This is a genomic window from Rhizobium sophorae (assembly GCF_013087515.1).
In the GTDB taxonomy this organism is placed as follows: domain Bacteria; phylum Pseudomonadota; class Alphaproteobacteria; order Rhizobiales; family Rhizobiaceae; genus Rhizobium; species Rhizobium sophorae.
Map to the genome: position 1 here is coordinate 1 of NZ_JABFCN010000066.1, position 22,749 is coordinate 22,749.

Annotated in this window: 23 protein-coding genes; 14 read left to right on the forward strand and 9 right to left on the reverse strand. The window is 61.1% G+C overall.

The annotated features are described in order from the left end of the window. The first annotated feature begins 328 nt into the window (after window positions 1-328). From lhpI to G9X64_RS32330, 4 genes are all read left to right on the forward strand, one after another. Window positions 329-1,276 carry a bifunctional Delta(1)-pyrroline-2-carboxylate/Delta(1)-piperideine-2-carboxylate reductase gene (lhpI, locus tag G9X64_RS32315; RefSeq protein ID WP_171378201.1) on the forward strand — a complete coding sequence of 316 codons (948 nt, stop codon included), beginning with the start codon at window positions 329-331 and terminating at the stop codon, window positions 1,274-1,276. After that, window positions 1,273-3,738, forward strand: coding sequence for an ATP-dependent helicase HrpB (hrpB, locus tag G9X64_RS32320; RefSeq protein ID WP_171378202.1), 2,466 nt, complete (start codon window positions 1,273-1,275; stop codon window positions 3,736-3,738). Before lhpI ends, hrpB begins: the two co-directional genes overlap by 4 nt. Before the next feature lie 24 nt (window positions 3,739-3,762). Then, the gene (locus G9X64_RS32325) at window positions 3,763-5,091 is read left to right on the forward strand and encodes an ActS/PrrB/RegB family redox-sensitive histidine kinase (protein ID WP_171378203.1); all 1,329 of its coding nucleotides are present in this window, start codon (window positions 3,763-3,765) and stop codon (window positions 5,089-5,091) included. Window positions 5,092-5,159: 68 nt separating this feature from the next. Continuing rightward, window positions 5,160-5,735, forward strand: coding sequence for an ActR/PrrA/RegA family redox response regulator transcription factor (locus tag G9X64_RS32330; protein WP_168309277.1), 576 nt, complete (start codon window positions 5,160-5,162; stop codon window positions 5,733-5,735). Window positions 5,736-5,756: 21 nt separating this feature from the next. Here G9X64_RS32330 and G9X64_RS32335 read toward each other — a convergent pair whose 3' ends face one another. Continuing rightward, window positions 5,757-6,251: an MmcB family DNA repair protein gene (locus G9X64_RS32335; RefSeq protein WP_168309276.1), complete on the reverse strand. Its 495-nt coding sequence runs from the start codon at window positions 6,249-6,251 to the stop codon at window positions 5,757-5,759. A gap of 179 nt (window positions 6,252-6,430) precedes the next feature. Between G9X64_RS32335 and G9X64_RS32340 the strand changes: the two genes are divergently transcribed. Next, on the forward strand, window positions 6,431-7,114 hold the full coding sequence (locus G9X64_RS32340; RefSeq protein ID WP_168309275.1) for a L,D-transpeptidase: 684 nt from the start codon (window positions 6,431-6,433) through the stop codon (window positions 7,112-7,114). Window positions 7,115-7,185: 71 nt separating this feature from the next. On the opposite strand, the gene G9X64_RS32345 is transcribed toward G9X64_RS32340, so the two are convergent. From G9X64_RS32345 to hslV, 5 genes are all read right to left on the reverse strand, one after another. Beyond that, a complete protein-coding gene (locus G9X64_RS32345) occupies window positions 7,186-9,357 on the reverse strand; it encodes a malate synthase G (RefSeq protein WP_171378204.1) in 2,172 nt (723 codons plus the stop codon). An 85-nt stretch (window positions 9,358-9,442) separates the two neighbouring features. Further along, window positions 9,443-10,855, reverse strand: a complete 1,413-nt coding sequence (locus G9X64_RS32350; RefSeq protein ID WP_168309273.1) for a cytochrome P450 — start codon at window positions 10,853-10,855, stop codon at window positions 9,443-9,445. Between the two features lie 48 nt (window positions 10,856-10,903). Next, a complete protein-coding gene (locus G9X64_RS32355) occupies window positions 10,904-11,851 on the reverse strand; it encodes a DUF1402 family protein (RefSeq protein ID WP_171378205.1) in 948 nt (315 codons plus the stop codon). Between the two features lie 188 nt (window positions 11,852-12,039). Then, window positions 12,040-13,347, reverse strand: a complete 1,308-nt coding sequence (hslU, locus tag G9X64_RS32360; protein ID WP_011649875.1) for an ATP-dependent protease ATPase subunit HslU — start codon at window positions 13,345-13,347, stop codon at window positions 12,040-12,042. A 120-nt stretch (window positions 13,348-13,467) separates the two neighbouring features. Then, on the reverse strand, window positions 13,468-13,995 hold the full coding sequence (hslV, locus tag G9X64_RS32365) for an ATP-dependent protease subunit HslV (RefSeq protein WP_168309270.1): 528 nt from the start codon (window positions 13,993-13,995) through the stop codon (window positions 13,468-13,470). Window positions 13,996-14,151: 156 nt separating this feature from the next. Here hslV and hisB point away from each other — a divergent pair, with 156 nt between their 5' ends. From hisB to coaA, 9 genes are all read left to right on the forward strand, one after another. Then, window positions 14,152-14,760, forward strand: coding sequence for an imidazoleglycerol-phosphate dehydratase HisB (hisB, locus tag G9X64_RS32370; protein WP_003544176.1), 609 nt, complete (start codon window positions 14,152-14,154; stop codon window positions 14,758-14,760). A gap of 22 nt (window positions 14,761-14,782) precedes the next feature. Beyond that, on the forward strand, window positions 14,783-15,268 hold the full coding sequence (locus tag G9X64_RS32375; RefSeq protein WP_168309269.1) for a DUF2628 domain-containing protein: 486 nt from the start codon (window positions 14,783-14,785) through the stop codon (window positions 15,266-15,268). 2 nt (window positions 15,269-15,270) lie between these two features. Next, entirely contained in the window at window positions 15,271-15,921 is a 651-nt protein-coding gene (gene hisH / locus G9X64_RS32380; RefSeq protein ID WP_171378206.1) for an imidazole glycerol phosphate synthase subunit HisH, read from the forward strand. A 126-nt stretch (window positions 15,922-16,047) separates the two neighbouring features. Next, complete coding sequence (locus tag G9X64_RS32385) at window positions 16,048-16,230, forward strand: hypothetical protein (RefSeq protein ID WP_168309267.1); 183 nt, start codon at window positions 16,048-16,050, stop codon at window positions 16,228-16,230. Further along, window positions 16,227-16,784, forward strand: coding sequence for a hypothetical protein (locus tag G9X64_RS32390; RefSeq protein ID WP_168309266.1), 558 nt, complete (start codon window positions 16,227-16,229; stop codon window positions 16,782-16,784). Before G9X64_RS32385 ends, G9X64_RS32390 begins: the two co-directional genes overlap by 4 nt. 6 nt (window positions 16,785-16,790) lie before the next feature. After that, window positions 16,791-17,537 carry a 1-(5-phosphoribosyl)-5-[(5-phosphoribosylamino)methylideneamino]imidazole-4-carboxamide isomerase gene (hisA, locus tag G9X64_RS32395; protein ID WP_168309265.1) on the forward strand — a complete coding sequence of 249 codons (747 nt, stop codon included), beginning with the start codon at window positions 16,791-16,793 and terminating at the stop codon, window positions 17,535-17,537. Further along, window positions 17,538-18,326, forward strand: coding sequence for an imidazole glycerol phosphate synthase subunit HisF (gene hisF, locus G9X64_RS32400; RefSeq protein ID WP_011649867.1), 789 nt, complete (start codon window positions 17,538-17,540; stop codon window positions 18,324-18,326). A 17-nt stretch (window positions 18,327-18,343) separates the two neighbouring features. Further along, window positions 18,344-18,667 carry a phosphoribosyl-ATP diphosphatase gene (locus tag G9X64_RS32405; RefSeq protein WP_017962659.1) on the forward strand — a complete coding sequence of 108 codons (324 nt, stop codon included), beginning with the start codon at window positions 18,344-18,346 and terminating at the stop codon, window positions 18,665-18,667. Continuing rightward, entirely contained in the window at window positions 18,664-19,659 is a 996-nt protein-coding gene (gene coaA, locus G9X64_RS32410; protein ID WP_168309264.1) for a type I pantothenate kinase, read from the forward strand. Before G9X64_RS32405 ends, coaA begins: the two co-directional genes overlap by 4 nt. Window positions 19,660-19,672: 13 nt before the next feature. Here coaA and G9X64_RS32415 read toward each other — a convergent pair whose 3' ends face one another. The 3 genes from G9X64_RS32415 to G9X64_RS32425 all read right to left on the reverse strand — a co-directional run bounded on the left by G9X64_RS32415 (window position 19,673) and on the right by G9X64_RS32425 (window position 22,503). Further along, window positions 19,673-20,284 (reverse strand): alpha-ketoglutarate-dependent dioxygenase AlkB family protein, encoded by a 612-nt coding sequence (locus tag G9X64_RS32415; protein ID WP_168309263.1) that lies wholly within the window; start codon window positions 20,282-20,284, stop codon window positions 19,673-19,675. Window position 20,285: 1 nt separating this feature from the next. Continuing rightward, on the reverse strand, window positions 20,286-20,729 hold the full coding sequence (gene arfB / locus G9X64_RS32420) for an alternative ribosome rescue aminoacyl-tRNA hydrolase ArfB (RefSeq protein WP_168309262.1): 444 nt from the start codon (window positions 20,727-20,729) through the stop codon (window positions 20,286-20,288). 163 nt (window positions 20,730-20,892) lie between these two features. After that, window positions 20,893-22,503 carry a phosphoenolpyruvate carboxykinase gene (locus G9X64_RS32425; RefSeq protein ID WP_168314970.1) on the reverse strand — a complete coding sequence of 537 codons (1,611 nt, stop codon included), beginning with the start codon at window positions 22,501-22,503 and terminating at the stop codon, window positions 20,893-20,895. Window positions 22,504-22,749 lie beyond the last annotated feature (246 nt).

Sequence of the window (22,749 nt, forward strand, 5' to 3'; positions counted from 1 at the left end):
CTTCGTCGCCAGCAGCGCCGCCGCCCTCGTTCAGTGAGGGGGCTTATAGAACTAACCCCGGCAGACAGTCAACACACCAAACCAAAGTTTTTTGACATTTTTGTAACAGGTTGAAAATGAAGGGCTTTTGGCGTTCATCTCCAGAAACTAAGAAATTCGCCGCCCGAATGGTGGTTTTTGAGATTCGTTTTCGCCGAATCCCGAAGAACGGCTTCGGCGAGGGAGACAAGGCTTATATGGGGAGCCTGGCGCGGAATTCCAGGGTGCTTGCCTATGCCACGCCTCACTCGCTAGTTTGGCGATGAAGAACGATGCGGCGGAGTGAAGAATGCTTGTCCTCGATGAAGAACAGACGCGCGCGGCCCTGCCCTGGCCGGAACTAATCGAGGCGATCGCCCGCATGTTCCAGAGCGAATGCGTGATGCCGGTGCGTCATCACCATGAGATGGAGGTGCCGGATGAGGAGAGCGCCACATTGCTCCTAATGCCGGCCTGGGTTCCCGGACGCTATGCCGGGGTAAAGACGGTCTCGGTCTTTCCAGGCAATGTGCGGCGGGGCCTGCCGGCGATCTTCGGAACCTATCTTCTTTCCTCCGGCGCTACCGGGGAAATGCTTGCCGCGATCGACGGCGGCGAGTTGACCGCGCGGCGAACGGCGGCGGCATCGGCGCTGGCGGCCCGCCATCTCGCCCGTGCCGACGCGGAAGAGCTGCTCGTCTGCGGAACCGGGCGGTTGTCGCTCAACCTGATGTTTGCCCACGGCACGACCCGACCGATCAAGAGGTACCGGGTCTGGGGCCGCAGCGGGCAAGCGGCAGAAAAGATCGCAGCCGAAGCTCGGGCGCTCGGCCTGAATGCCGAGGCGGTCGCGGATGCTCAAGCGGCAGCGCGGACGGCCGATATCATTTCCTGCGCCACGCTTTCCAGCGCGCCACTGATATCAGGCGAATGGCTGAAGCCCGGCGCCCATCTCGATCTCATCGGCGCCTTCAAGCCGAGCATGCGCGAAAGCGACGACGAGGCCATCCGCCGTGCCTCCGTTTATGTCGATACCCGCGCCGGCGCCATCGCCGAGGCAGGCGACATCGTTCAGCCGCTGAAAAGCGGCGTGCTGAAGGAAGGCGACATCAGGGCTGAGCTTGCGGAACTCGTCAGCGGCGCTCATGGCGGACGAAGCCATGACGCTGAGATCACGCTGTTCAAGTCGGTGGGTGCGGCGTTGGAGGATCTCGCCGGCGCCATCCTTGCCTATGAGACAGTGACGGGCCGAAAGTGACAATCAGTGCATCCTTGCCGGAACTTCCGGTTTCACATGTCCTGCCGGCCGTCGCTGCCGCGCTGGAAAAGCAAAAACGCGCCGTTCTTTCCGCCCCGCCCGGCGCCGGCAAGACGACGTTGGTGCCACTTTACCTGCTTGGCCAGGTCTGGCGCGGCGACGGCAAGATCATCCTGCTGGAGCCACGGCGGCTGGCGGCGCGGGCGGCGGCAAGCCGGATGGCATCGCTCATCGGCGAACAGGTCGGCGAGACGGTCGGCTACCGCATGCGCCTCGACAACAGGATATCGGCAGCGACACGGATCGAGGTGGTGACCGAAGGGGTTTTCGCCCGGATGATCCTCGACGATCCGGAACTGAACGGCGTCTCGGTGGTGATCTTCGACGAGTTCCACGAGCGTTCGCTGGACGCAGACTTCGGACTCGCTCTGGCGCTCGACGTCCAGTCGGCTCTACGCGACGATCTGCGTATCCTCGTCATGTCGGCGACCCTCGACATCGAACGCGTGGCCGCCCTGCTCGACCATCCGCCTGTTATCGAAAGCCTGGGGCGCAGCTTTCCGATCGATATCCGTTACCGGGATCGGCCGGGCGGCGAACGTATCGAGGATGCGGTGACGTGGGCGATACTCGATGCCCATGCCAATGAGCCCGGCTCGATCCTCGCCTTCCTGCCCGGTCAGGCGGAAATTACCCGGACCGTCCAACGCCTGCAGGGACGATTCGGAGCCGAAACGCTGATTGCGCCGCTTTACGGCAATCTCAGCCAGAAGGAGCAGGATGCGGCGATCCGACCGGCATCCAAAGGGACGCGCAAGATCGTGCTTGCGACATCGATCGCCGAAACGTCGATCACCATCGACGGCGTCAGGATCGTGATCGACAGCGGGCTGCAGCGTCTTCCGGTGTTCGAGGCGTCGACCGGTATCACGCGGCTGGAAACGGTGCGCGTGTCGCGGGCTTCCGCCGATCAGCGGGCCGGCCGTGCCGGGCGAACGGAACCGGGCATCGCCGTCAGGCTGTGGCACCAGGGACAGACGGCGGCATTGCCTGCCTTCGCCCCGCCACAGATCCTTTCCAGCGATCTCTCGGGGCTGGTGCTCGACCTCGCACATTGGGGCGTTCAAGATCCGGCATCCCTTGCCTTCGTCGATCAGCCGCCGGAAACGACGCTGAGGGAAGCGCGCGCGCTGCTTGGCCAACTCGGCGCCCTAAACAGGGACGGAGCGCTGACGGCGCGCGGCAAGGTGATGCGCGATCTCGCTTTGCCGCCGCGGCTTGCCGCCATGGTCGTCTCGGCGGGAGAAGCGGGACACGCCCGGGATGCGGCGATGATCGCCGTGCTTCTCACCGAACAGGGGCTCGGCGGAACGAGTGTCGATATCGAGGAGCGGCTGCGACGCTTCAAGGCCGAACGGAGCGAAAGAGCAGAGGCCTCGCGGCGGCTGGCGGGACGGCTGGCGAGCGGCCTCGACAGGGTTGCCTCAACGGCGCCGGCGCTTGTCGGCCAGTTGCTGCTGCATGCGTTCCCGGATCGAATCGCGCTTCAGCGCGGCGGGCGCGGCCGGTTCGTGATGGCGAACGGGCGCGGAGCGGAGCTGCCGGAAACCGAGAGACTGGCCGGCAGCCAGATGCTGGTGATTGCCGACCTGACCGGACGGGCGGCGCAGGCGCGGGTTCTGGCGGCAGCCGAGGTGACACGCGGCGACATCGAAGCCGAGTTACCCGGGGAGATCAAAACCGGCGACCAGATATTCTTCGACCGCCAGAGTCGGCAAATCCGGGCGCGGCGGGCAACCCGGCTTGGCGCCATCGTCTTCGAAGAGACGCCCTTGCCGCGCCCGTCCGGGGCAGCGGTCACGCAGGCGCTGGTAGAGGGGGTGCGCGAACTGGGGCTCGATCAGCTTGCCTTCTCCAAGGAGGCCGTGCAATTGCGCGAGCGGATCGGATTCCTTCATCGGACGATCGGCGAGCCTTGGCCCGATGTCAGCGATGATGCCCTGCTTTCCCGGCTCGACGACTGGTTCGCACCCTTCCAGACGGAGGCCCGCGGCCTTTCGGAGATTTCCGCCGCCGGGCTTTCGACCGGACTGATGTCGCTGGTACCACACGAATTGCAACGCGACCTTAGCCGGCTTGCACCGACGCATTTCGAGGCGCCGACCGGCCAAAGACATCCGATCCAATATGAGGGCGAGGAACCGGTTCTGACGATCCGCGTGCAGGAGCTGTTTGGACTGAAGCAGCATCCGGCCATTGCCGGTGGCCGCCTGCCGCTGCTGCTCGAGCTCACCTCGCCGGCGCACCGGCCGATCCAGACGACACGCGACCTGCCGGGCTTCTGGGCCGGCTCTTGGAAGGATGTGCGTGCCGATATGCGCGGGCGCTATCCCCGGCATCCCTGGCCGGAGCGGCCGGAGGATGCGTTGCCGACGACACGGGCAAAACCGCGTGGTACATGAGGCCATTCAAGGAGCCCTCGGCACATGATCGACAAGCCTGGGATGATCGACAAGACGGAAGGCTATACGCTGGAAGACCGGCATAACAGCCGCAGGCTGCGCCTGCAGACGCTGGTGCGGCTGCGCTGGCTTGCCGTCGGCGGACAGGCGCTGACGGTTTTCATCGTTGCCTTCTGGCTGAAATTTCCCTTACCGCTGGTTGCCAGTTCTTCGCTGATCGCCGCCCTTGCCTGGGTGAATTTCTACCTGACGATCCGTTATCCGCCGACCCATCGGCTGGAACCGCCGGCCGCCTTCGCCCTGCTCGGCTTCGACCTTTTGCAGCTCTGCGCGCTGCTCTTTATCACCGGCGGCCTTGCCAATCCCTTCGCAGCGCTCGTCTGCGTGCCGGTCATCATCTCCTTTGCCTCGCAGCCGATTCGCTACAGCACCGCGCTGATCGGCGTTGCGATGGTCTGCATCACGGTGCTTGCCTTTTCGCCCTTTCCGCTGCCCTGGTTCGACGGCGTCGAGATCAACGTGCACAACGTCATGCAGTTCGGTGTCTGGTGCTCGATCGCCTCAACCATGGCATTCGCCGCTTTCTATGCCTATCGGGTCTCGATGGAAGCGAGCCAGCTTGCCGATGCGCTGGCTGCGACCGAACTGGTGCTGCAGCGGGAAAAGCATCTGTCGCAGCTTGACGGGCTGGCGGCGGCGGCCGCCCATGAACTCGGCACGCCGCTGGCGACGATCAGCGTCGTCGCCAAGGAAATGGAGCGCGAACTCAAGGACGACGACCGTTTCCGCGAGGACGTGATGCTGCTGCGCAGCCAGAGCGAACGCTGTCGCGATATCCTGCGGCGGCTGACGACGCTTTCCTCCGAAGGCGAGGCACATATGCGCCGGCTGCCGCTTTCCTCGATGATCGAGGAGATCGTCGCCCCGCACCGGGAATTCGGCATCGCTCTCGAGCTCATCGAAAAGAGCCCGCGCAAGGGTGAGCCTGTCACCGACCGCAATGCCGGCATCATGTACGGGCTCGGCAACCTGATCGAAAATGCCGTCGATTATGCACGGGAGAAAGTGACCGTCACTGTCGAGCACGATCACGACAAAGTGCTGATCGTTATCGAGGACGACGGTAACGGTTATGCGCCTGATATTCTGACGCGGATCGGCGAACCCTATGTGACGAAGCGGCAGAAAGAGGATACGGCGGGTGGCCTCGGGCTCGGGCTTTTCATTGCCAAGACGCTGCTGGAGCGCTCCGGCGCATCGCTGGTTTTCGAGAATCGCGATCCGGAAAGTGCGGGCGCGCGTATCCGGATCGAATGGCCGCGCATGCTGATCGACGCAAATTCGACAAAATAACTTTGTCGGCATAAACAGGATATAAGCGGTTGACCCAGATCCGGCGTTCAACCGTCGGGACCGAGACGATGACAGAACAGAATCATGACAATTTCGCCGCGTCGGATGACCATATCGGTCCCGACGCCAGCCTGCTGATCGTCGACGACGACGGGCCGTTCCTGCGCCGCCTGGCGCGGGCGATGGAGATACGCGGATTCCAGGTGGAGACGGCCGAATCAGTGGCGGAGGGCGTTGCGAAATCGAAAGGCCGGCCGCCGAAATATGCGGTGGTCGACCTTCGGCTCGGCGACGGCAATGGGCTCGACGTCATCGAGGCTATCCGCCAGCGGCGTGACGACACGCGGATCATCGTTTTGACCGGTTATGGCAATATCGCAACGGCAGTGACTGCCGTGAAGCTTGGCGCCGTCGACTATCTGGCAAAGCCCGCGGATGCCGACGACGTTTTCGCGGCGCTGACGCAGCGGCCGGGCGAAAAGGCGGAGCTTCCCGAAAATCCGATGTCGGCCGATCGGGTGCGCTGGGAGCACATCCAGCGGGTCTATGAAATGTGCGAGCGCAATGTTTCCGAAACGGCGCGCCGGCTCAACATGCACCGGCGGACGCTGCAGCGTATCCTTGCCAAACGCGCGCCGAAATAGACGAACACCTCGCGCTTATAATTAGACGTCGTCCACAGTGAACGGCTTTCCGTTCGCCCATTCGGCCATCATCAGCCTTTGCGCGGCGGCACGCGAGAAGTTGAGCGTGACGGATTTGCGCGTGGCCGGCGCCATGCGGTGTTCCGGCGCCTCGCGAATCATATGGGCGCCGTAACCATCCGACAGGAACAGTCCGCATTCCTCGGGAAAGATGTCCAGCGGCACATCCTGATGAGTCGCGAAGAACAGGCGGTCGCAATGCAGCCTGTATTCCGGCCATTTACGATCCACCCTGAAATCCTCGATCGATGTCTTGATTTCGATGATCCAGACCTCGCCCTTGTCCGAAAGAGTGATCAGATCGGCCCGGCGACCGCTTGCTAAAGGCAGTTCGGGCAGCACGGCGTGGCGCATTTCATGCAGCAATATCTGCGTTCCCCGCCGCACCATCATGGCCCTGTCCGATTGCCGGCCATCGATTAACGGATTGTTATTGTAAACGCTCAAAATCGTCATGGATAACCACCGCAGGGGCTGGCGTGTTGTTGCAAAAAAACCATGCGCTTCTAATTTGCGCGGCAGACGGATTTGTCGCGCTGCAGTAGCCTTGCAAAGCGCAAGTTAATCGAAAATAAACCATAATCAACGATGGTCGAGAGACCGATCTCCTTGCCCCAAAACTTCAAGAGTCATCCATGCGCATCCGCAATGCATTCCCTGTATTTGGCCTGCTGACGACGCTCGCTCTGGCCGGTTGCTCCACGACCTCAGACAGCGCGTCCGTCGACGACAAGGGCGCGGGCCCGACCGTACAGACGGCCCAGATCTTCGATGACGCCTACGGCGTGACGAAGGATGCCGGATACTCGCTGCCGGCGATCCCGATCAGCCGGGTCAAGCCGCAGTTCCGCCGCCAGGTCGTCAGCTACCAGACCACAGAGCGTCCCGGAACGATCATCGTCAACACGCGCGAGCGCTTCCTCTACTACATCCTGGCCAACGGCAAGGCCATGCGCTACGGCATCGGCGTCGGCAAGCAGGGCTTCGCATGGGCCGGCACCGCCTACGTCGCCTGGAAGCAGGAGTGGCCGAACTGGCACCCGCCAAAGGAAATGGCCGTCCGCCGGCCTGATCTCGCCAAGTACGTCGAAGACGGCATGGGCCCGGGCCTCACCAATCCGCTCGGCGCACGCGCCATGTATCTCTTCAACGAGGACGGCAAGGACACGCTCTTCCGCCTGCACGGCACGCCAGAATGGGCTTCGATCGGCACCGCCGCTTCCTCGGGCTGCATTCGCCTGATGAACCAGGATGTCATCGACCTCTACAGCCGCGTTCGTCCCGGCAAGGGCACATCCAAGGTCGTCGTCATTCAGTAAGCTAGATATCGAAATGGGTAAAAAAAGGGCCGCCGGGACTGTCGTTTCGGCGGCCTTTTCGTATCTTCCTATCACGCAGCCTGTTTCGCCTTGAGTTCGAGGCGGCGGCGGTGAAGCACCGGCTCGGTGTAGCCGTTCGGCTGCTCCCTGCCCTTCAGGACGAGATCGAGGGCGGCCTGGAAGGCGATCGAATCGTCGAAATTGCCGGCCATCGGCTGATAGGCCGGATCCGATTCGTTCTGCCGGTCGACGACGGCGGCCATGCGTTTCATCGTCTCGACGATCTGAGCTTCGGTGACGACCTTGTGATGCAACCAGTTCGCCATATGCTGGGCCGAGATGCGCAACGTCGCGCGATCCTCCATCAGACCGACATTGTTGATGTCGGGCACTTTCGAGCAGCCGACGCCCTGATCGACCCAGCGCACGACGTAACCGAGGATGCCCTGAGCATTGTTGTCGAGTTCGCGCTGGATTTCCTCCGGCGTCCAGTTCGGCCGCACCGCGACCGGCACGGAGAGAATATCGGAAAGCTTGGCGCGGGCGCGATCCTTCAGCCCCAGCTGAACACGGGAGACATTGACCCGGTGGTAATGGGTGGCATGCAAGGTCGCCGCCGTCGGCGACGGCACCCAGGCGGTGTTGGCGCCGGCCTTCGGGTGGGCGATCTTCTGTTCGAGCATCGCCGCCATCAGATCCGGCATCGCCCACATGCCCTTGCCGATCTGGGCGTGGCCGGCAAGGCCGCATTCGAGGCCGATGTCGACGTTCCAGTTCTCATAGGCGGAAATCCAGGTCGCCTGGCGCATGTCGCCCTTGCGAATCATCGGGCCGGCTTCCATCGAAGTGTGGATCTCGTCGCCGGTGCGATCGAGGAAGCCTGTATTGATGAAGACGACGCGCTCGCGAGCGGCACGGATGCATTCCTTGAGGTTGACGGTCGTGCGGCGCTCCTCATCCATGATGCCCATCTTGATGGTATTGCGCGGTAGGCCAAGCGCATCTTCGACCCGCGAGAAGATCTCGACGGCGAAGGCGACCTCTTCCGGCCCATGCATCTTCGGCTTGACCACATACATGGAGCCCGTGCGGGAATTCTTCCGCCGGCCGGAGGGGCCGATATCATAAAGCGCGATCAGGCTGGTGATCGCAGCATCCATGATGCCCTCGGGCACCTCGTTGCCGTCGCGGTCGAGGATCGCCGGATTGGTCATGAGGTGGCCGACATTGCGCACCAGCATCAGCGAGCGGCGATGCAGCTCGAAGGAGCTACCGTCCGGACCGGCATATTGCAGATCCGGGTTGAGCTTGCGAATGAAGCTCGTTCCGCCCTTTGCCACCTCTTCCTGCAGGTCGCCCTTCATCAGGCCGAGCCAGTTGCGATAGACAGTGACCTTGTCCTCGGCATCGACGGCGGCAATCGAATCCTCGCAGTCCATGATGGTCGTGATTGCCGATTCCAGCCAGACATCGGAAATATCAGCCGGATCGGCTTTTCCGATCGTCGTCGCCGCATCGATGACGATTTCGATGTGAATACCGTTGTTCTTCAGGAGAATATGCGTGGGGGCGGCGGCGGCACCGCGATAGCCGGCAAAATGACCGACGTCCGTCAGCATTGCCTGCTCGCCATCGATCGATCTGACGACCAGCACTCCATCCTTGACGGCGAAGCTTCCGACGTCCTTCCAGCGGCAGTCCTGCAGCGGCGCTGACGTATCGAGGAAATCGCGCACCCAGGCGATGACCTTCTCGCCGCGCTTCGGATTGTAGCCCTTGCCCTTCTCGGCGCCGTCGCTCTCGGGAATGGCGTCCGTGCCGTAGAGCGCATCATAGAGCGAACCCCAGCGGGCATTTGCGGCGTTCAAGGCATAACGGGCGTTCATGACGGGAACGACGAGCTGCGGGCCGGCGATCGAGGCGATCTCCGGGTCGACATTTTCGGTCGAAACCTGGAAGTCCGATCCCTCAGGCAGGAGATAGCCGATTTCACGGAGGAAGGACTGGTATTCGTCCATATCCGCCGGGGCGCCATGTCGGCGATACCAGTCGTCGATCTTGACCTGCAGCTCATCGCGTTTTGCCAGCAGCCCACGATTCTTCGGGGCGAGATCGTGGATGATCGCCGAAAAGTCCGCGAAGAACTTGTCCGCATCGACCGCCAGACCCGGCAGCACCTCCTTGACGAGGAAATCATGAAGGACGGTTTCGATGGCAAGACCGTTCTTATCAACGCGGCTCATGCGGCATTCTCCCTGGCAACGACTTTGAATGCTGCCACTTTGCCCGGCTTTCATTCACAGTCAATTCTGCAATAATTCGAAAGATTTATGCTTTCGTGGAAATTATGCGCGGCGTCACGCGCATCGGCAGCCCGTTTTGCGGCTGCGTCGTCAGCTTCTGCACCGGCCAGGGATTGGTCTGATCGGTGGAATCGAAACGATAGCGGTGCATCAGGACGGCAAGGGCAATTACCGCCTCCTGAAGCGCAAAGGTTGCACCGATGCAGACACGCGGACCGGCGCCGAAAGGCAGGAACTGGAAGCGGCCGATAGAGCCGCGATTTTCCGGCAGGAAGCGTTCGGGCATATAGGCGCGCGGCCTGTCCCAGTGAAGTTCGTGGCGATGCAGCGTCCAGGGCATGATCAGCACAGTGACGCCGGCCTCGATCTCGACCCGCTCACCTTTGGCGCTTGTCCAGCAATCATCCGATATGGCGGCGCGATTGATCGATGGCGCCGGCGGATAGAGGCGCAAAGCCTCCTCGAAGGCGGCGCGCGTCTGCGGCATCATCTCCAGCCATTCCACAGGTTCTGCCCCGGTGGCGAGCACCGCGTCGATTTCTTCTTCCATCGCTTCGCGGATATGCGGGCTGTTCGATACGCAATACAGCGTCCAGGCCAACGCCCGGGCTGTGGTCTCATGCCCCGCACCGATGAAGGTCAGAATATTGTCTTCGATTTCTTCCTTGGTCAGCCCCTCAGGGCCAGCCTGCTCCAGGAGCAGGGTCAGGAAATCCTCGGGCGCACTGCTGCGATTCGCCTTCATCTTTGCGAGCCGCATATCCATGGTGTTGCGCACGATTGCGCGGAACTTCTCCAGCACTTTCTGACCGCCGATGCGTGTCACACGTGGAACCCAGGAGGGAGCGCGCATCAGATCCATCGGATCGACGCGGCCCATGCGATGCAGGAGTTCATTGACATCGTCGGCGAAATGGCCGCTCGAGGTGACGATTTCGCCGGAGAACAATGTGTCGGCGAGAATCGCGAAGGTCAGCTCGGTCATGTCGGTGCTGATATCGAAAATTGCGCCTGTCTCGCCTGCGCTCTCATATTTGCAGACATAGTCTTCGGACTGGCGCAGCATCTGCCCGGCGAAGCCCTGGGCATGGCGGGGCGTGAAAACCGGCGCCACCGCCTTGCGTGACCTTTTCCAGACAGGACCTTCGGCGGTCAGAAGGCCGTCGCGGAGGATCGGACGCAGGACGAGCTGGCGCACATCCGACATGCGATAATTATTGGCATTGTCGACCAGCACGTGCTTGATCAGGCCGGGATCGTTGACGATCAGCGTCCTCTGGCCGAAGAAACTGGTGCGGATCCAGGGCAGCGTGTAGGACGGCTCGCCCCAGAGTTCGAGCGGATTGCGCAGGATGATGCGAATGATTTCCAGCCGGCTCGGCGGCACGGTCCGCGGCAGCGGTGCTGGCGGGACGAAGGGGTCCGGACGCATGTCCATCGTAAAAGCCTTTCGGGGAAGATCTACGCCTTCCCGGCAAGCTTGAAGCTAGAGCAGGCCCTTGAGTTCGTCCAGCTTGTCGTTGATCAGCCAGCCGTAATAATTCTCTTCCGGCCAGACCGTCGCGCCGGCGCCGCGGTTCTTCGCAGCAAGTGCTGCGGCGCGCTGGCGCGAATTTCCGACATTATAGAGCGTCGCCGTCAGGCCGGGATTGCCCGAAATGTCCATGCCGGCGATCTCTTTGTAATCGTCGATCGACCTGCGGATCGAGGCCGCGACGAAGGCGAGCGAGATATCGGGATCCATGATGGCCCTGTAGACGGCGCCGGCATTCTTCTCGTTCAACTTCGGATAGCCAGACACGCGGGTGACGAGATCGGAAAGCATCAGCGCCGTCAGCGGATTGACCTGGCCGAGGCCGAAGGTCTGGCCGGCATAAAAGGGCTGGAAGAAGACCGCGCTGAAACGGTTGTTGGGAAAGCTCGTGCCGCCCACCGTCTTGCCGCGGAAATCGGTTTCCCACACTTCTTCGCGGCACGACCAGAGCGCGTAGGAATCGCTGTTGGCCTTGCATTCCGAAAATTGCGGCCGCGCCACGAAGTCGTCGACGCTTTCGCCATCATAAGCGAAGCGGAAGCTTTCTCCGGCGTATGAAGCAGCCTTGACATAATAGGCCTGCAGCCGGTCGTAGGCGTCGACATTATAGGTGTGTTCGCCGACGATCGCACCGACGACATGGATGGGATTGATGCCGTAAGCGCTGGAGACCTTGCGGATCTTGCTCATCAGCTCGCGATCGGTCGCCAGAAGCTCATGAACCTTTTCGTATTTCAGATCGAAGCTGCTCTTGGTGCCCTTGGTGCGCCTGATGGAAGCGCCTGGAATATCGGGCTGCTCGGCGTGACGATTGCCGGCCGGCACCGTCTGCATTGCGAAGGCAGGCGCCGAATTCACCAGGGCAACGGCAATCATAAGGCTTGTCAAAAGGCGTCGCACGATCCGTTATCCCGTCCGTTCCATCGTCCTGTTTGTGATGCGGCTGACTGGACCAGAATCTTGGCCGAATAAAGCCGGAGCGGAAAACAAAACAGGCCTTCACTAAAAAGGAAAAGGCCCGCTGTCGAGAGAGAGTTCGTCACAATCCGGCATTCACATCGGTAAAGAGATGAACCGGTGCGCCGATATCACAGAATGAAGCGCGACAGATCGGTATTCTGGGCGAGATCGCCGACATGTTCGCGCACATAGGCGGCATCGATCGTTACGGCCGTCCCACCTCGATCCGGGGCGTTGTAGGAAATATCGTCCAGCACCCGCTCCATCACCGTCTGCAGACGGCGCGCGCCGATATTCTCGACGGAGGAGTTCAGATGCACGGCGACATCGGCAAGCGCGTCGATCGCGTCGTCGGTGAATTCGAGGCTCAGGCTTTCCGTCTCCATCAGGGCGCGGTACTGGCGGATGAGGCTTGCTTCCGTCTCAGTCAGGATCCGGCGGAAATCATCCTTGTTCAGCGGACGCAATTCGACACGGATCGGCAGGCGACCCTGCAATTCCGGCAGAAGATCCGAAGGCTTGGAGACATGGAAGGCGCCGGAGGCGATGAACAGGATATGGTCCGTCTTGACCGGCCCGTATTTGGTCGAAACCGTCGTGCCTTCGACGAGCGGCAAAAGGTCGCGCTGCACGCCTTCGCGCGAAACGCCGGCGCCCATGCCACCGTCGCGGGCGGCGATCTTGTCAATTTCGTCAAGGAAGACGATACCGTCATTCTCGGTGGAGCGAACGGCTTCGCGCTGGATCACCTCATTGTCGATCAGCTTGTCGGATTCGTCGCGGATCAGGTCACTATACGAAGCCTTGACTGTCGTGCGAACCTTCTTGGTGCGGCCGCCCATCGCCTTGCCGAACATTTCCGACAGGTTCAGCACGCCGATATTGGCACCCGGCATGCCGGGAATTTCGAAGCCACCCATGCCGGAACCGGCATCGGCCACCTCGATATCGATTTCCTTGTCGTCGAGTTCGCCGTCCCGGAGCTTCTTGCGGAAGTTTTCACGTGTAGCAGGCGATGCGGTCGTGCCGACCAGCGCATCGAGAACACGCTCCTCGGCGCTCACATGCGCCTTGGCTTGCACCTCGGCCCGTTTCTTCTCGCGCACCAGGCCAATGCCGACCTCGACCAGATCGCGGATGATCTGCTCGACATCGCGGCCGACATAGCCGACTTCTGTGAACTTGGTGGCTTCCACCTTGATGAAGGGTGCGCCGGCGAGTTTTGCCAGGCGGCGGGAGATCTCCGTCTTGCCGACACCGGTCGGGCCGATCATCAGGATGTTCTTCGGCATGACTTCGTCGCGCAGGCTCGGGTCGAGCTGCTGGCGGCGCCAGCGGTTGCGCAACGCAATCGCGACGGCGCGTTTGGCATCATGCTGGCCGATGATGTAGCGATCGAGTTCAGAAACGATCTCGCGAGGGGAAAAAGTCGTCATTGCGTATCATTCTCCTGGCGGCCCAGGGGCCATCAGCAGCGCCCGGCCGTAATTATTCATTGTTTCCCAAGTCCTTGAAAGCCTGCCTTGGTTGGGCCTAGCGGTCCCAAAGCATAGGGTTCAGCCTTCGACATCCAGCGATTCCACCACGATATTGTGGTTCGTGTAGACGCAGATATCGGCAGCGATATCGAGGGCGCGGCGAGCGATCTCATCAGCCGATTTGTCGGTATCCATGAGCGCGAGCGCGGCGGCGAGGGCAAAATTGCCGCCCGAACCGATCGCCGTCGTGCCGTGTTCAGGCTCCAGGACGTCGCCGTTGCCGGTGATCGCCAGCGTGATCGACTTGTCGGCGACGAGCATCATGGCTTCGAGATTACGCAGGTATTTGTCGGTGCGCCAGTCCTTGGCGAGCTCGACGGCGGCACGCATCAATTGACCGGGATATTGCTCCAGCTTCTTTTCGAGCCTTTCGAGCAGGGTAAAGGCATCGGCAGTGGCGCCAGCAAAACCGGCAACGACTTCGCCCTTGCCGATACGGCGCACCTTGCGGGCATTGCCCTTCATGACGGTCTGGCCGAGGCTCACCTGGCCATCGCCCGCCATCACCACCTTGCCGCCTTTTCGAACTGTAATGATTGTTGTCATAAAACACCTGTCTGCTGGGCCGCATGCCGGCCCTGTTGAGCCCTATGTAAGTGGACTGGCGCCGATTGCAAATGGGCCGGCTTTTCTCTTGCCCGGCTTCTGGATATTTGCCGATGCGCCTGATAAGGAACGGCCTTATTCCCGATGGAGGGCCATATGGCCGAGACCGCAGCAAGCCGCACGGGCAGCGTTTCCCGCAAGACCAACGAAACCTCGATTTCCGTTTCCGTCAATCTCGACGGCACCGGCAAATCGACGATTTCGACGGGCGTCGGCTTCTTCGACCACATGCTCGACCAGCTTTCGAGACATTCCCTCATCGACATGGAGATCGATGCCAAGGGCGACCTGCATATCGACGACCATCATACGGTCGAAGATACCGGCATCGCCATCGGCCAGGCGATCTCCAAGGCGCTCGGCGACCGGCGCGGGATCACCCGCTACGCGTCGATCGATCTCGCCATGGACGAGACGATGACCAAGGCTGCGGTCGATCTCTCCGGCCGGCCGTTCCTCGTCTGGAACGTCGCCTTCAGCGCGCCTAAGATCGGTACTTTCGACACCGAGCTCGTTCGCGAATTCTTTCATGCGCTCGCTCAGAATGCCGGCATCACCTTGCATATTCTCAACCATTATGGCGCCAACAATCACCATATTGCCGAGACATGCTTCAAGGCCGTTGCGCGTGCATTGCGCACGGCGACAGAGATCGATCCGAGACAGGCGGGCCGTGTTCCCTCGACCAAGGGCACGCTCGTCTGAGCCCTTCAAGGGAGCGGCGGCAATGACATCCAGCTATATCTTCCTGACACCGCCCGGCAGCACGAGCGCCACGGCCGACGAGACGCGAACCATTCGCGACGGCTTCACGCTGCTCGGCTTCCTGTTTCCATGGGTTTGGCTGCTGGCGCATCGGCTTTGGCTGCATGCGGCCGCGGCCTTTCTGCTGCAGGGGATTGGTGGTGCGCTGATGGATGAACCCGGCCTCGGGCCGGCGGGAGCGGCAATCCTGCTGGGCGTGAATATGCTGGTCGGTCTTGAAGGCCAGAATTTCCGTGTCCGCAACCTTGCTGCCAAGGGCTGGAACGAAGACGCATTCATTGCGGCCGATACGATCGGCATTGCTGAGCAGGTCTATTTTTCGGACAGGGCGGCTATCGCAGTTAGTGACGACGCCGCGGCACCGGACTGGCAGAACAAGGCCCGTCCGAACGGCCCGCACGGCGATGCAACATCGCTTGGTCTCTTTGGTTTTGATGGAGGACGCTGACGATGCGCGTCGCGATTATCGACTATGGCTCCGGTAACCTGCGCTCGGCGACCAAAGCTTTCGAGCGTGCCGCCCACGAAGCTGGCATCGATGCCCATATCGATCTCACCGATAGGGCGGAGGATGTTGCCGCGGCCGATCGTATCGTGCTTCCTGGTGTCGGCGCCTATGCCGATTGCCGGCGTGGCCTCGATGCCGTGCCTGATATGACCGAGGTGCTGATCGAAGCTGTCGAGAAGAATGCGCGGCCGTTCCTCGGCATCTGCGTCGGCATGCAGCTGATGTCCTCGCGCGGGCTCGAGAAGACCGTGACGCACGGTTTCGGCTGGGTTCCCGGTAACGTCGTTGAGATGACGCCGAATGATCCGGCACTCAAGATCCCGCAGATCGGCTGGAACACGCTCGACCTGAAGCGCGAACATCCGCTCTTCGAAGGAATTCCGACGGGGTCGCAGGGACTGCACGCCTATTTCGTGCATTCCTACCATCTTGCCGCCGAAAACGCCGAGGATGTTATTGCGACGGCAGACTATGGCGGTCCGATGACCGCATTCGTCGGGCGCGACAACGTAGTCGGAGCACAGTTTCACCCGGAAAAGAGCCAGAAGCTCGGCCTGGCCCTGATCGCCAATTTTCTGCGCTGGAACCCGTAGAGCATAGTTCACGCAATTCCGAAGCAAAACGGCTACACGCTTTTGCTGGAATTGCTCCGAGGGCTGGCTTTTAATACAGCCGCCTTATTTCCCTTGTATGGAAAAGGCGGAACAGGAGTGCGCTCGATGCCGACTTCACGGAAATCAGGCAAGGTGTTCTATACGTTGCGGCCCTCCAGGGAAGGCTTGCCCCCCTTTTCCGATATCAAGCTTCCCGGCGGCACGATTATCCGCCGTGTCGACGAAGCCATTCACAGGAAGGCGCTTTCCAACGCAGCCAAGGCGCTGAAAGAAAGGTTGGACCGATGATCCACGATTCTTTCCCCGCAAATGACGGTGCGAGCCGGCGGCAAAACGGGGTCAGCGCCAGCGACATCGCCGAGGCCGTGCTGGAATTCTATATCGAAGGTGAGGACGATCTGATCGGCCTGCTCGCCTACGCACTCTACGAGCGGCAAAAGCGCGATTTCGTTCTCAGCCATCGCAAGCGAAATGCCGGCCGTTCGCCCGATGAGGCCGAGCTTGCCGCCGTCAACAGCAATTATCTCTCGACCGATCTGCGCAATACGTTGCGCGACCGCGCCTCGCAGATCCTTTCGAGTTATGCCGAAACCTATGTCGAAGCGATGGAGCCGCAGATCCGGCTGACCGCCGTCAACAGCGATGCGTTGCGCCAGGTACGAAACATCGAGAAATCGATCAAGAGGCGCCTGGGCTTCTGGCGGCAGGTCCGGGCCGGCTTTGCCGTCACCCTGCTCCTCCTTCTACTTTTCGGCGCGGCTGCCATTGCCGCTGTCTTTTTCCAATCGGATATCGTAGATGCGTGGAATGCGCTGATGGTACTGATCACTCTACGGACGTAAGACGACATGATCCTTTTTCCCGCGATCGATCTGAAAGGCGGCCAATGCGTCCGCCTGAAGCTCGGCGACATGCAGCAGGCGACGGTCTACAACACCGATCCGGCCGCCCAGGCGAGATCCTTCGAAGATCAGGGTTTCGAATGGCTACATGTGGTCGATCTCGACGGCGCCTTTGCGGGACATTCGGCAAATGGCGACGCCGTCGAAGCGATCTTGAAGGCAACTGACAATCCCGTGCAGCTCGGCGGCGGCATTCGCACGCTCGATCATATCGAGGCCTGGCTGTCGCGCGGGCTGCGGCGCGTCATTCTCGGCACCGTCGCGGTCAGAAATCCGGCGCTGGTCATCGAGGCTTGCCGGAAATTTCCTGATCATGTCGCCGTCGGCATCGACGCCAAGGGCGGCAAGGTGGCCGTCGAGGGTTGGGCGGAGGCCTCCGAACTCGGTATCATCGAGCTCGCCAGGAAATTCGAGGGCGCCGGCGTTAGCGCGATCATCTATACCGATATCGATCGTGACGGCATCCTGGCCGGCATCAACTGGACCTCGACCCTGGAACTTGCCGACGCCGTTTCCATTCCCGTCATCGCCTCGGGCGGCCTTGCCTCTCTCGACGATGTCAGACGCATGCTGGAGCCCGATGCGCGCAAGCTGGAAGGGGCGATCTCGGGCCGTGCGCTTTATGACGGCCGCATCGATCCCGGGCAAGCGCTGGCGCTGATCAAGGCCAACAGGGCCAAGGAGACCGCATAAATGACCCTCAAGGCCCGTGTAATTCCCTGCCTCGACGTCAAGGACGGCCGTGTCGTCAAGGGCGTCAACTTCCTCAATCTCGTCGATGCCGGCGATCCCGTCGAAGCTGCCAAGGCCTATGATGCGGCCGGCGCTGACGAGCTCTGTTTCCTCGATATCACCGCTTCCTCGGACAATCGCGAGACGATCTTCGATGTCGTGTCGCGCACGGCCGACCAATGCTTCATGCCGCTGACGGTCGGCGGCGGGGTGCGTACCATCGCCGATATCCGCAAGCTGTTACTGTGCGGCGCCGACAAGGTCTCGATCAATTCAGCAGCCGTCAGCAATCCCGACTTCGTCACCGAGGCGGCCGACAAGTTCGGCGACCAGTGCATCGTTGTTTCGATCGATGCCAAGCGCCGGCGCACGCAGGCAGTCGGCGGCGACAATCTCAGCGCCTGGGAAATCTATACCCATGGTGGCCGCAACGCGACCGGCATCGATGCCGTCGAATTCGCCCAGAAAATGGTGGCGCGCGGCGCCGGCGAACTCTTGGTCACCTCGATGGACCGCGACGGCACCAAGGTCGGCTACGATCTGGAACTGACGCGGGCGATCGCCGATGCGGTGCGTGTGCCGGTCATCGCGTCCGGCGGCGTCGGCGATCTCGACGATCTCGTCGCCGGGGTGAAGGAGGGCCATGCCAATGCCGTGCTCGCCGCCTCGATCTTCCACTTCGGCACCTATTCCGTCAGCGAGGCGAAGCACTATATGTCGAAGTGCGGCATCGACATGCGTCTCGACTGAACCTTGAAAGCGGACCTATGAGCGGATTTTCCCTTTCCGATCTCGAGAGCATCGTCGCAGAGCGATCGAAAGCCTCGCCGGAGCAATCCTGGACAGCCAAACTCGTGGCCGCCGGCCAGCCGAAAGCGGCAAAGAAGCTCGGCGAAGAGGCGATCGAAGCCGTGATGGCGGCGGTGACCGGCGACCGCGACAATCTGACCTATGAGGCGGCCGATGTGCTCTATCACCTTTTGGTCGTATTGAAGATTGCTGAAATACCGTTAGAGAATGTCATGGCCGAACTCGAGCGCAGAACCGCGCAGTCCGGCCTCAAGGAAAAGGCCAGCCGGCAGAGTTCATGAGTATCGCGACTGAGATTATCGGGGTGCCGGAAGCGTTGGATCATTTCCAGTCGGAATCCTATTCGCCCTACCACTTCTTCTCTTCCGAACAATGGGCGAAATTCCGCGCCGACACGCCGTTGACGCTGACGAGCGACGAGGTCAAACGGCTGCGTTCGATGGGCGATCCGATCGATCTCGACGAGGTTCGGCGCATCTATCTGTCGCTGTCGCGGCTGCTCTCTGCACATGTCGAATCCTCGCAGATGCTGTTTGAACAGCGCAACCGCTTCCTCAGCCTGTCCGATGTGACGAAGACGCCCTTCGTCATCGGTATCGCCGGTTCGGTTGCGGTGGGAAAATCAACCACCGCCCGTATCCTCAAGGAGCTTCTGGGGCGCTGGCCTTCCAGCCCGAAGGTCGATCTCGTCACCACCGACGGTTTCCTCCATCCGAACGCCGTGCTGCAGCGGGAAAAGCTGATGCAGCGCAAAGGCTTTCCGGAAAGCTACGACACGGGTGCGATCCTGCGCTTCCTCTCTGCGATCAAGGCCGGACGGCCGGATGTGAAGGCGCCCAGCTATTCGCACCTCGTCTACGACGTGCTGCCGGACGAATACAAGATCGTCGACCGGCCCGACATCCTGATCTTCGAGGGCATCAATGTGCTGCAATCGCGCGACCTGCCTGCCGGCGGCAAGATCGTACCGATGGTCTCCGACTTCTTCGACTTCTCGATCTATATCGATGCCGCCGAAGACGAGATTCACAACTGGTATGTCACGCGCTTCATGCGGCTGCGCGAGACCGCCTTCCGCGATCCAAATTCCTATTTCCATCGCTATGCCTCGATCAGCGACGCGGAAGCGCTCGAAATCGCCGAGGATCTTTGGGCAAACATCAACCTGAAGAACCTACGGCAGAACATTCTGCCGACGCGTCCACGCGCCGATCTCATCCTGAAAAAGGGCAGGGATCATCTGATCGAACAGGTCGCGCTGCGAAAACTATAGCAGGCGGTCGTCTTTAAGGATTGACGCGACGGAGCGTCAGATTGATGCGGCCGCCATTCTTCAAGAGCGTCGACGTCGCCGGATGGATGCGGTCGACGCCATGGAAGCACAGCCTCCCCTCGCCGCCAAGCACGACCAGATCACCGCTCGACAGCTTGAAAGATAGCGTGCGATCATTGCGGCTGAGGCCGCCGATGCGAAAGAGGCAGCTGTTGCCGAGTGAGATCGAGACGACCGGGGCTTTGAGATCCTGCTCGTCCTTGTCCTGATGCAAGCTCATGCGCGCTTCGTCGGAGTAGAAATTGACGAGGCAGGCTTCCGGCGGCTTGTCGTAACCCGAAACATCATTCCAGATGTCGAGCAATTGCTGGGGCATATCAGGCCAGGGCCTGCCGGTTACCGGGTGCGTCGGCTGGTAGCGATAGCCGCGCTCTTTGTCCGTCACCCAGCCGAGCGGCCCGCAATTGGTCATGCGCACCGACATCGGCTTGCCGGTGCCGGGCATGGCGGGCACATAAAGCGGTGCTTCGGCGACGACCGCACGGATCGCCTCGACCAACGCTTCCTGACGCGACCGGTCGAGATAGCCTGGGAGATGGCGGATGCCACTCAAGAGTTCCGGCATATTACTCACCACTGCCGCCGCCGGGGCGGCCGCGCATTTTCTTGACTTCCGAGCGACCGGATTTTTCCTTCAGGCGGCGTTCGACCGAACCCTTGGTCGGCCTGGTCTTCTTGCGCGGCGGCGGCGGCGGCTTGGCGGCCTCCAATATCAGTTCCTTCAGCCGGTCACGCGCATCCTCGCGGTTGCGGTCCTGGCTGCGAAACCGGCTCGCCTCGATCATCAGCACGCCATCCTTCGACAACCGCCGACCGGCGAGCTTGATCGCATTCGTCTTGACTCGCTCATTGAGGGACGGCGAATTCGCGATGTTGAAGAACAGCTGGACAGCGGTCGAGACCTTGTTGACATTCTGCCCGCCGGGACCGCCCGCCAGAACGAACTGTTCCGTCAGCTCCCATCCCGCGATGGTGATCCTGTCATCGATATAGAGCGCGTCGCTGGCCATGCGGCGTTCTATCTCACATCGGCAGCGAATTGAAAATATCGGCCGTCAATAAGGAAAACCCGGCAATCCTGCGATGCCGGGTTTCACGTGAGTCAGAGAGTCTGTTGAACGCAATTCCGGACGCAAAACCGTTGCACACTTTTGCTGGAATTGGTTGCGCGCCTTATTCTGCAGCGACCTTCACGCCCGGGGCTGCATCGCGGACGCCGCCGTCAACGTGGCCCTCGAATTTGGCAAAGTTCGCAATGAACATCGAGACCAGCTTTTCGGCCTGCGCGTCATAGGCTGCCTTGTCGGCCCAGGTCGAGCGCGGATCGAGAATGCTGCCATCGACACCGTCGACGGAGACCGGTACGGCGAAGCCGAAGTTCGTGTCAGCGCGGAATTCGGCCTGTCCAAGTTCGCCGCTGAGGGCGGCAGCGAGAAGCGCACGCGTCGCCTTGATCGGCATGCGCTTGCCAGCGCCATAGGCGCCGCCGGTCCAGCCGGTATTGACAAGCCAGCATTGGACGCCATGACGACCGATCAGCTCCTTGAGCAGATTGCCATATTCGGCCGGATGCCGCGGCATGAAAGGAGCGCCGAAGCAGGTGGAGAAGGTCGCTTCCGGCTCGACGACACCCTTTTCGGTGCCGGCCACCTTGGCAGTGTAGCCGGAGAGGAAGTGATACATCGCCTGATCAGGCGTCAATCGGGCGATCGGCGGCATGACGCCAAAGGCATCGGCGGTCAGCATGATGATCGTCTTCGGATGTCCGGCACGCCCCGTTTCCGACGCGTTCGGGATGAATTCCATAGGATAGGCGCAACGGGTGTTCTCGGTCAGCGACCCGTCGTCGAAATCCGGCTCGCGGCTTTCGTTCAGCACGACGTTTTCCAGCACGGTGCCGAAGCGCTGCGTCGTCGCATAGATTTCCGGCTCGGCTTCGGCCGAGAGGCGGATGGTCTTGGCGTAGCAGCCGCCTTCGAAGTTGAAGATGCCGTTTTCGCTCCAGCCGTGTTCGTCATCGCCGATCAGCGTCCGGGCCGGATCGGCCGAAAGCGTCGTCTTGCCAGTGCCGGAAAGGCCGAAGAAAACCGCCGCGTCACCGTCCGGGCCGACATTGGCCGAGCAATGCATCGGCATCACGCCCTTGGCTGGCAGCAAGTAGTTGAGCACGGTGAAGACCGATTTCTTCATTTCGCCGGCATAGGAGGTGCCGCCGATGAGGACGAGACCGTTGGTGAGATCGCAGGCGATCACCGTTTCCGAACGGCAGCCGTGGCGGGCCGGATCGGCCTTGAAGCTCGGCAGATCGATGATCGTCAGCTTCGGCACGAAGCTGGAGAGCGCTGCGGTGCCAGGGCGGATCAGCAGATTGCGGATGAACAGCGAATGCCAGGCGAATTCGGTCACGACGCGGGTCGGCAAAGCATGGCCTTCCTCCGCGCCACCGACGAGATCCTGGACGAAAAGCTCCTTGCCCGCAGCATGCGCCAGCATATCGTCGCGCAGCACGGCGAAATGCTCCGGCGAGATCGGCTTGTTGTTGTCCCACCAGATTTCACCATCGGTATTGATATCGCGAACGACGAACTTGTCGCGCGGCGAACGGCCCGTGTGCTGGCCGGTAATAGCCCGTAATGCGCCTTGAGCGGTCAGTTCGGCTTCGCCCCGGCGGATCGCTTCTTCATAGAGCGCGGCGGCGGAAAAGTTGTAGCGAACGCTGGCTGCGCCGCCCAATCCAACCGTTGCCAGCTCTATTGCCGGGTTATGAACTCCGAACATTTCCATGGCTAGTTCCCTTCGCTCAGGCTCGTTGCCGTTAAAACTGATCGCGAAAATACGGGCAGAAATTTTAAAACACAAGATAGGAAACTTGAGATAATTCAGTGATATCAAACAATTAATCGATTTAAATTTATTGTCTTAATTTTAAATCGTTTGAATAGGCCGCGTTTAAACATTCCGATGCACTATCTAAGGTTGCTGCAGAATTTTACGACAATCCTCCCCTTTATCTTTGCCACAATTTGTTCC

Coding starts and splice junctions, on each gene's coding strand:
- G9X64_RS32340 (WP_168309275.1), top strand. CDS start 6,431: ATGCGCATCCGCAATGCATTCCCTGTATTTGGCCTGCTGACGACGCTC.
- lhpI (WP_171378201.1), top strand. CDS start 329: ATGCTTGTCCTCGATGAAGAACAGACGCGCGCGGCCCTGCCCTGGCCG.
- G9X64_RS32335 (WP_168309276.1), bottom strand. CDS start 6,251: ATGACGATTTTGAGCGTTTACAATAACAATCCGTTAATCGATGGCCGG.
- hisF (WP_011649867.1), top strand. CDS start 17,538: ATGACCCTCAAGGCCCGTGTAATTCCCTGCCTCGACGTCAAGGACGGC.
- G9X64_RS32390 (WP_168309266.1), top strand. CDS start 16,227: ATGATCCACGATTCTTTCCCCGCAAATGACGGTGCGAGCCGGCGGCAA.
- G9X64_RS32350 (WP_168309273.1), bottom strand. CDS start 10,855: ATGGACATGCGTCCGGACCCCTTCGTCCCGCCAGCACCGCTGCCGCGG.
- G9X64_RS32415 (WP_168309263.1), bottom strand. CDS start 20,284: ATGCCGGAACTCTTGAGTGGCATCCGCCATCTCCCAGGCTATCTCGAC.
- hslV (WP_168309270.1), bottom strand. CDS start 13,995: ATGACAACAATCATTACAGTTCGAAAAGGCGGCAAGGTGGTGATGGCG.
- G9X64_RS32405 (WP_017962659.1), top strand. CDS start 18,344: ATGAGCGGATTTTCCCTTTCCGATCTCGAGAGCATCGTCGCAGAGCGA.
- hisB (WP_003544176.1), top strand. CDS start 14,152: ATGGCCGAGACCGCAGCAAGCCGCACGGGCAGCGTTTCCCGCAAGACC.
- G9X64_RS32375 (WP_168309269.1), top strand. CDS start 14,783: ATGACATCCAGCTATATCTTCCTGACACCGCCCGGCAGCACGAGCGCC.
- G9X64_RS32330 (WP_168309277.1), top strand. CDS start 5,160: ATGACAGAACAGAATCATGACAATTTCGCCGCGTCGGATGACCATATC.
- G9X64_RS32425 (WP_168314970.1), bottom strand. CDS start 22,503: ATGGAAATGTTCGGAGTTCATAACCCGGCAATAGAGCTGGCAACGGTT.
- G9X64_RS32385 (WP_168309267.1), top strand. CDS start 16,048: ATGCCGACTTCACGGAAATCAGGCAAGGTGTTCTATACGTTGCGGCCC.
- hslU (WP_011649875.1), bottom strand. CDS start 13,347: ATGACGACTTTTTCCCCTCGCGAGATCGTTTCTGAACTCGATCGCTAC.
- G9X64_RS32345 (WP_171378204.1), bottom strand. CDS start 9,357: ATGAGCCGCGTTGATAAGAACGGTCTTGCCATCGAAACCGTCCTTCAT.
- G9X64_RS32325 (WP_171378203.1), top strand. CDS start 3,763: ATGATCGACAAGCCTGGGATGATCGACAAGACGGAAGGCTATACGCTG.
- coaA (WP_168309264.1), top strand. CDS start 18,664: ATGAGTATCGCGACTGAGATTATCGGGGTGCCGGAAGCGTTGGATCAT.
- hisH (WP_171378206.1), top strand. CDS start 15,271: ATGCGCGTCGCGATTATCGACTATGGCTCCGGTAACCTGCGCTCGGCG.
- hisA (WP_168309265.1), top strand. CDS start 16,791: ATGATCCTTTTTCCCGCGATCGATCTGAAAGGCGGCCAATGCGTCCGC.
- arfB (WP_168309262.1), bottom strand. CDS start 20,729: ATGGCCAGCGACGCGCTCTATATCGATGACAGGATCACCATCGCGGGA.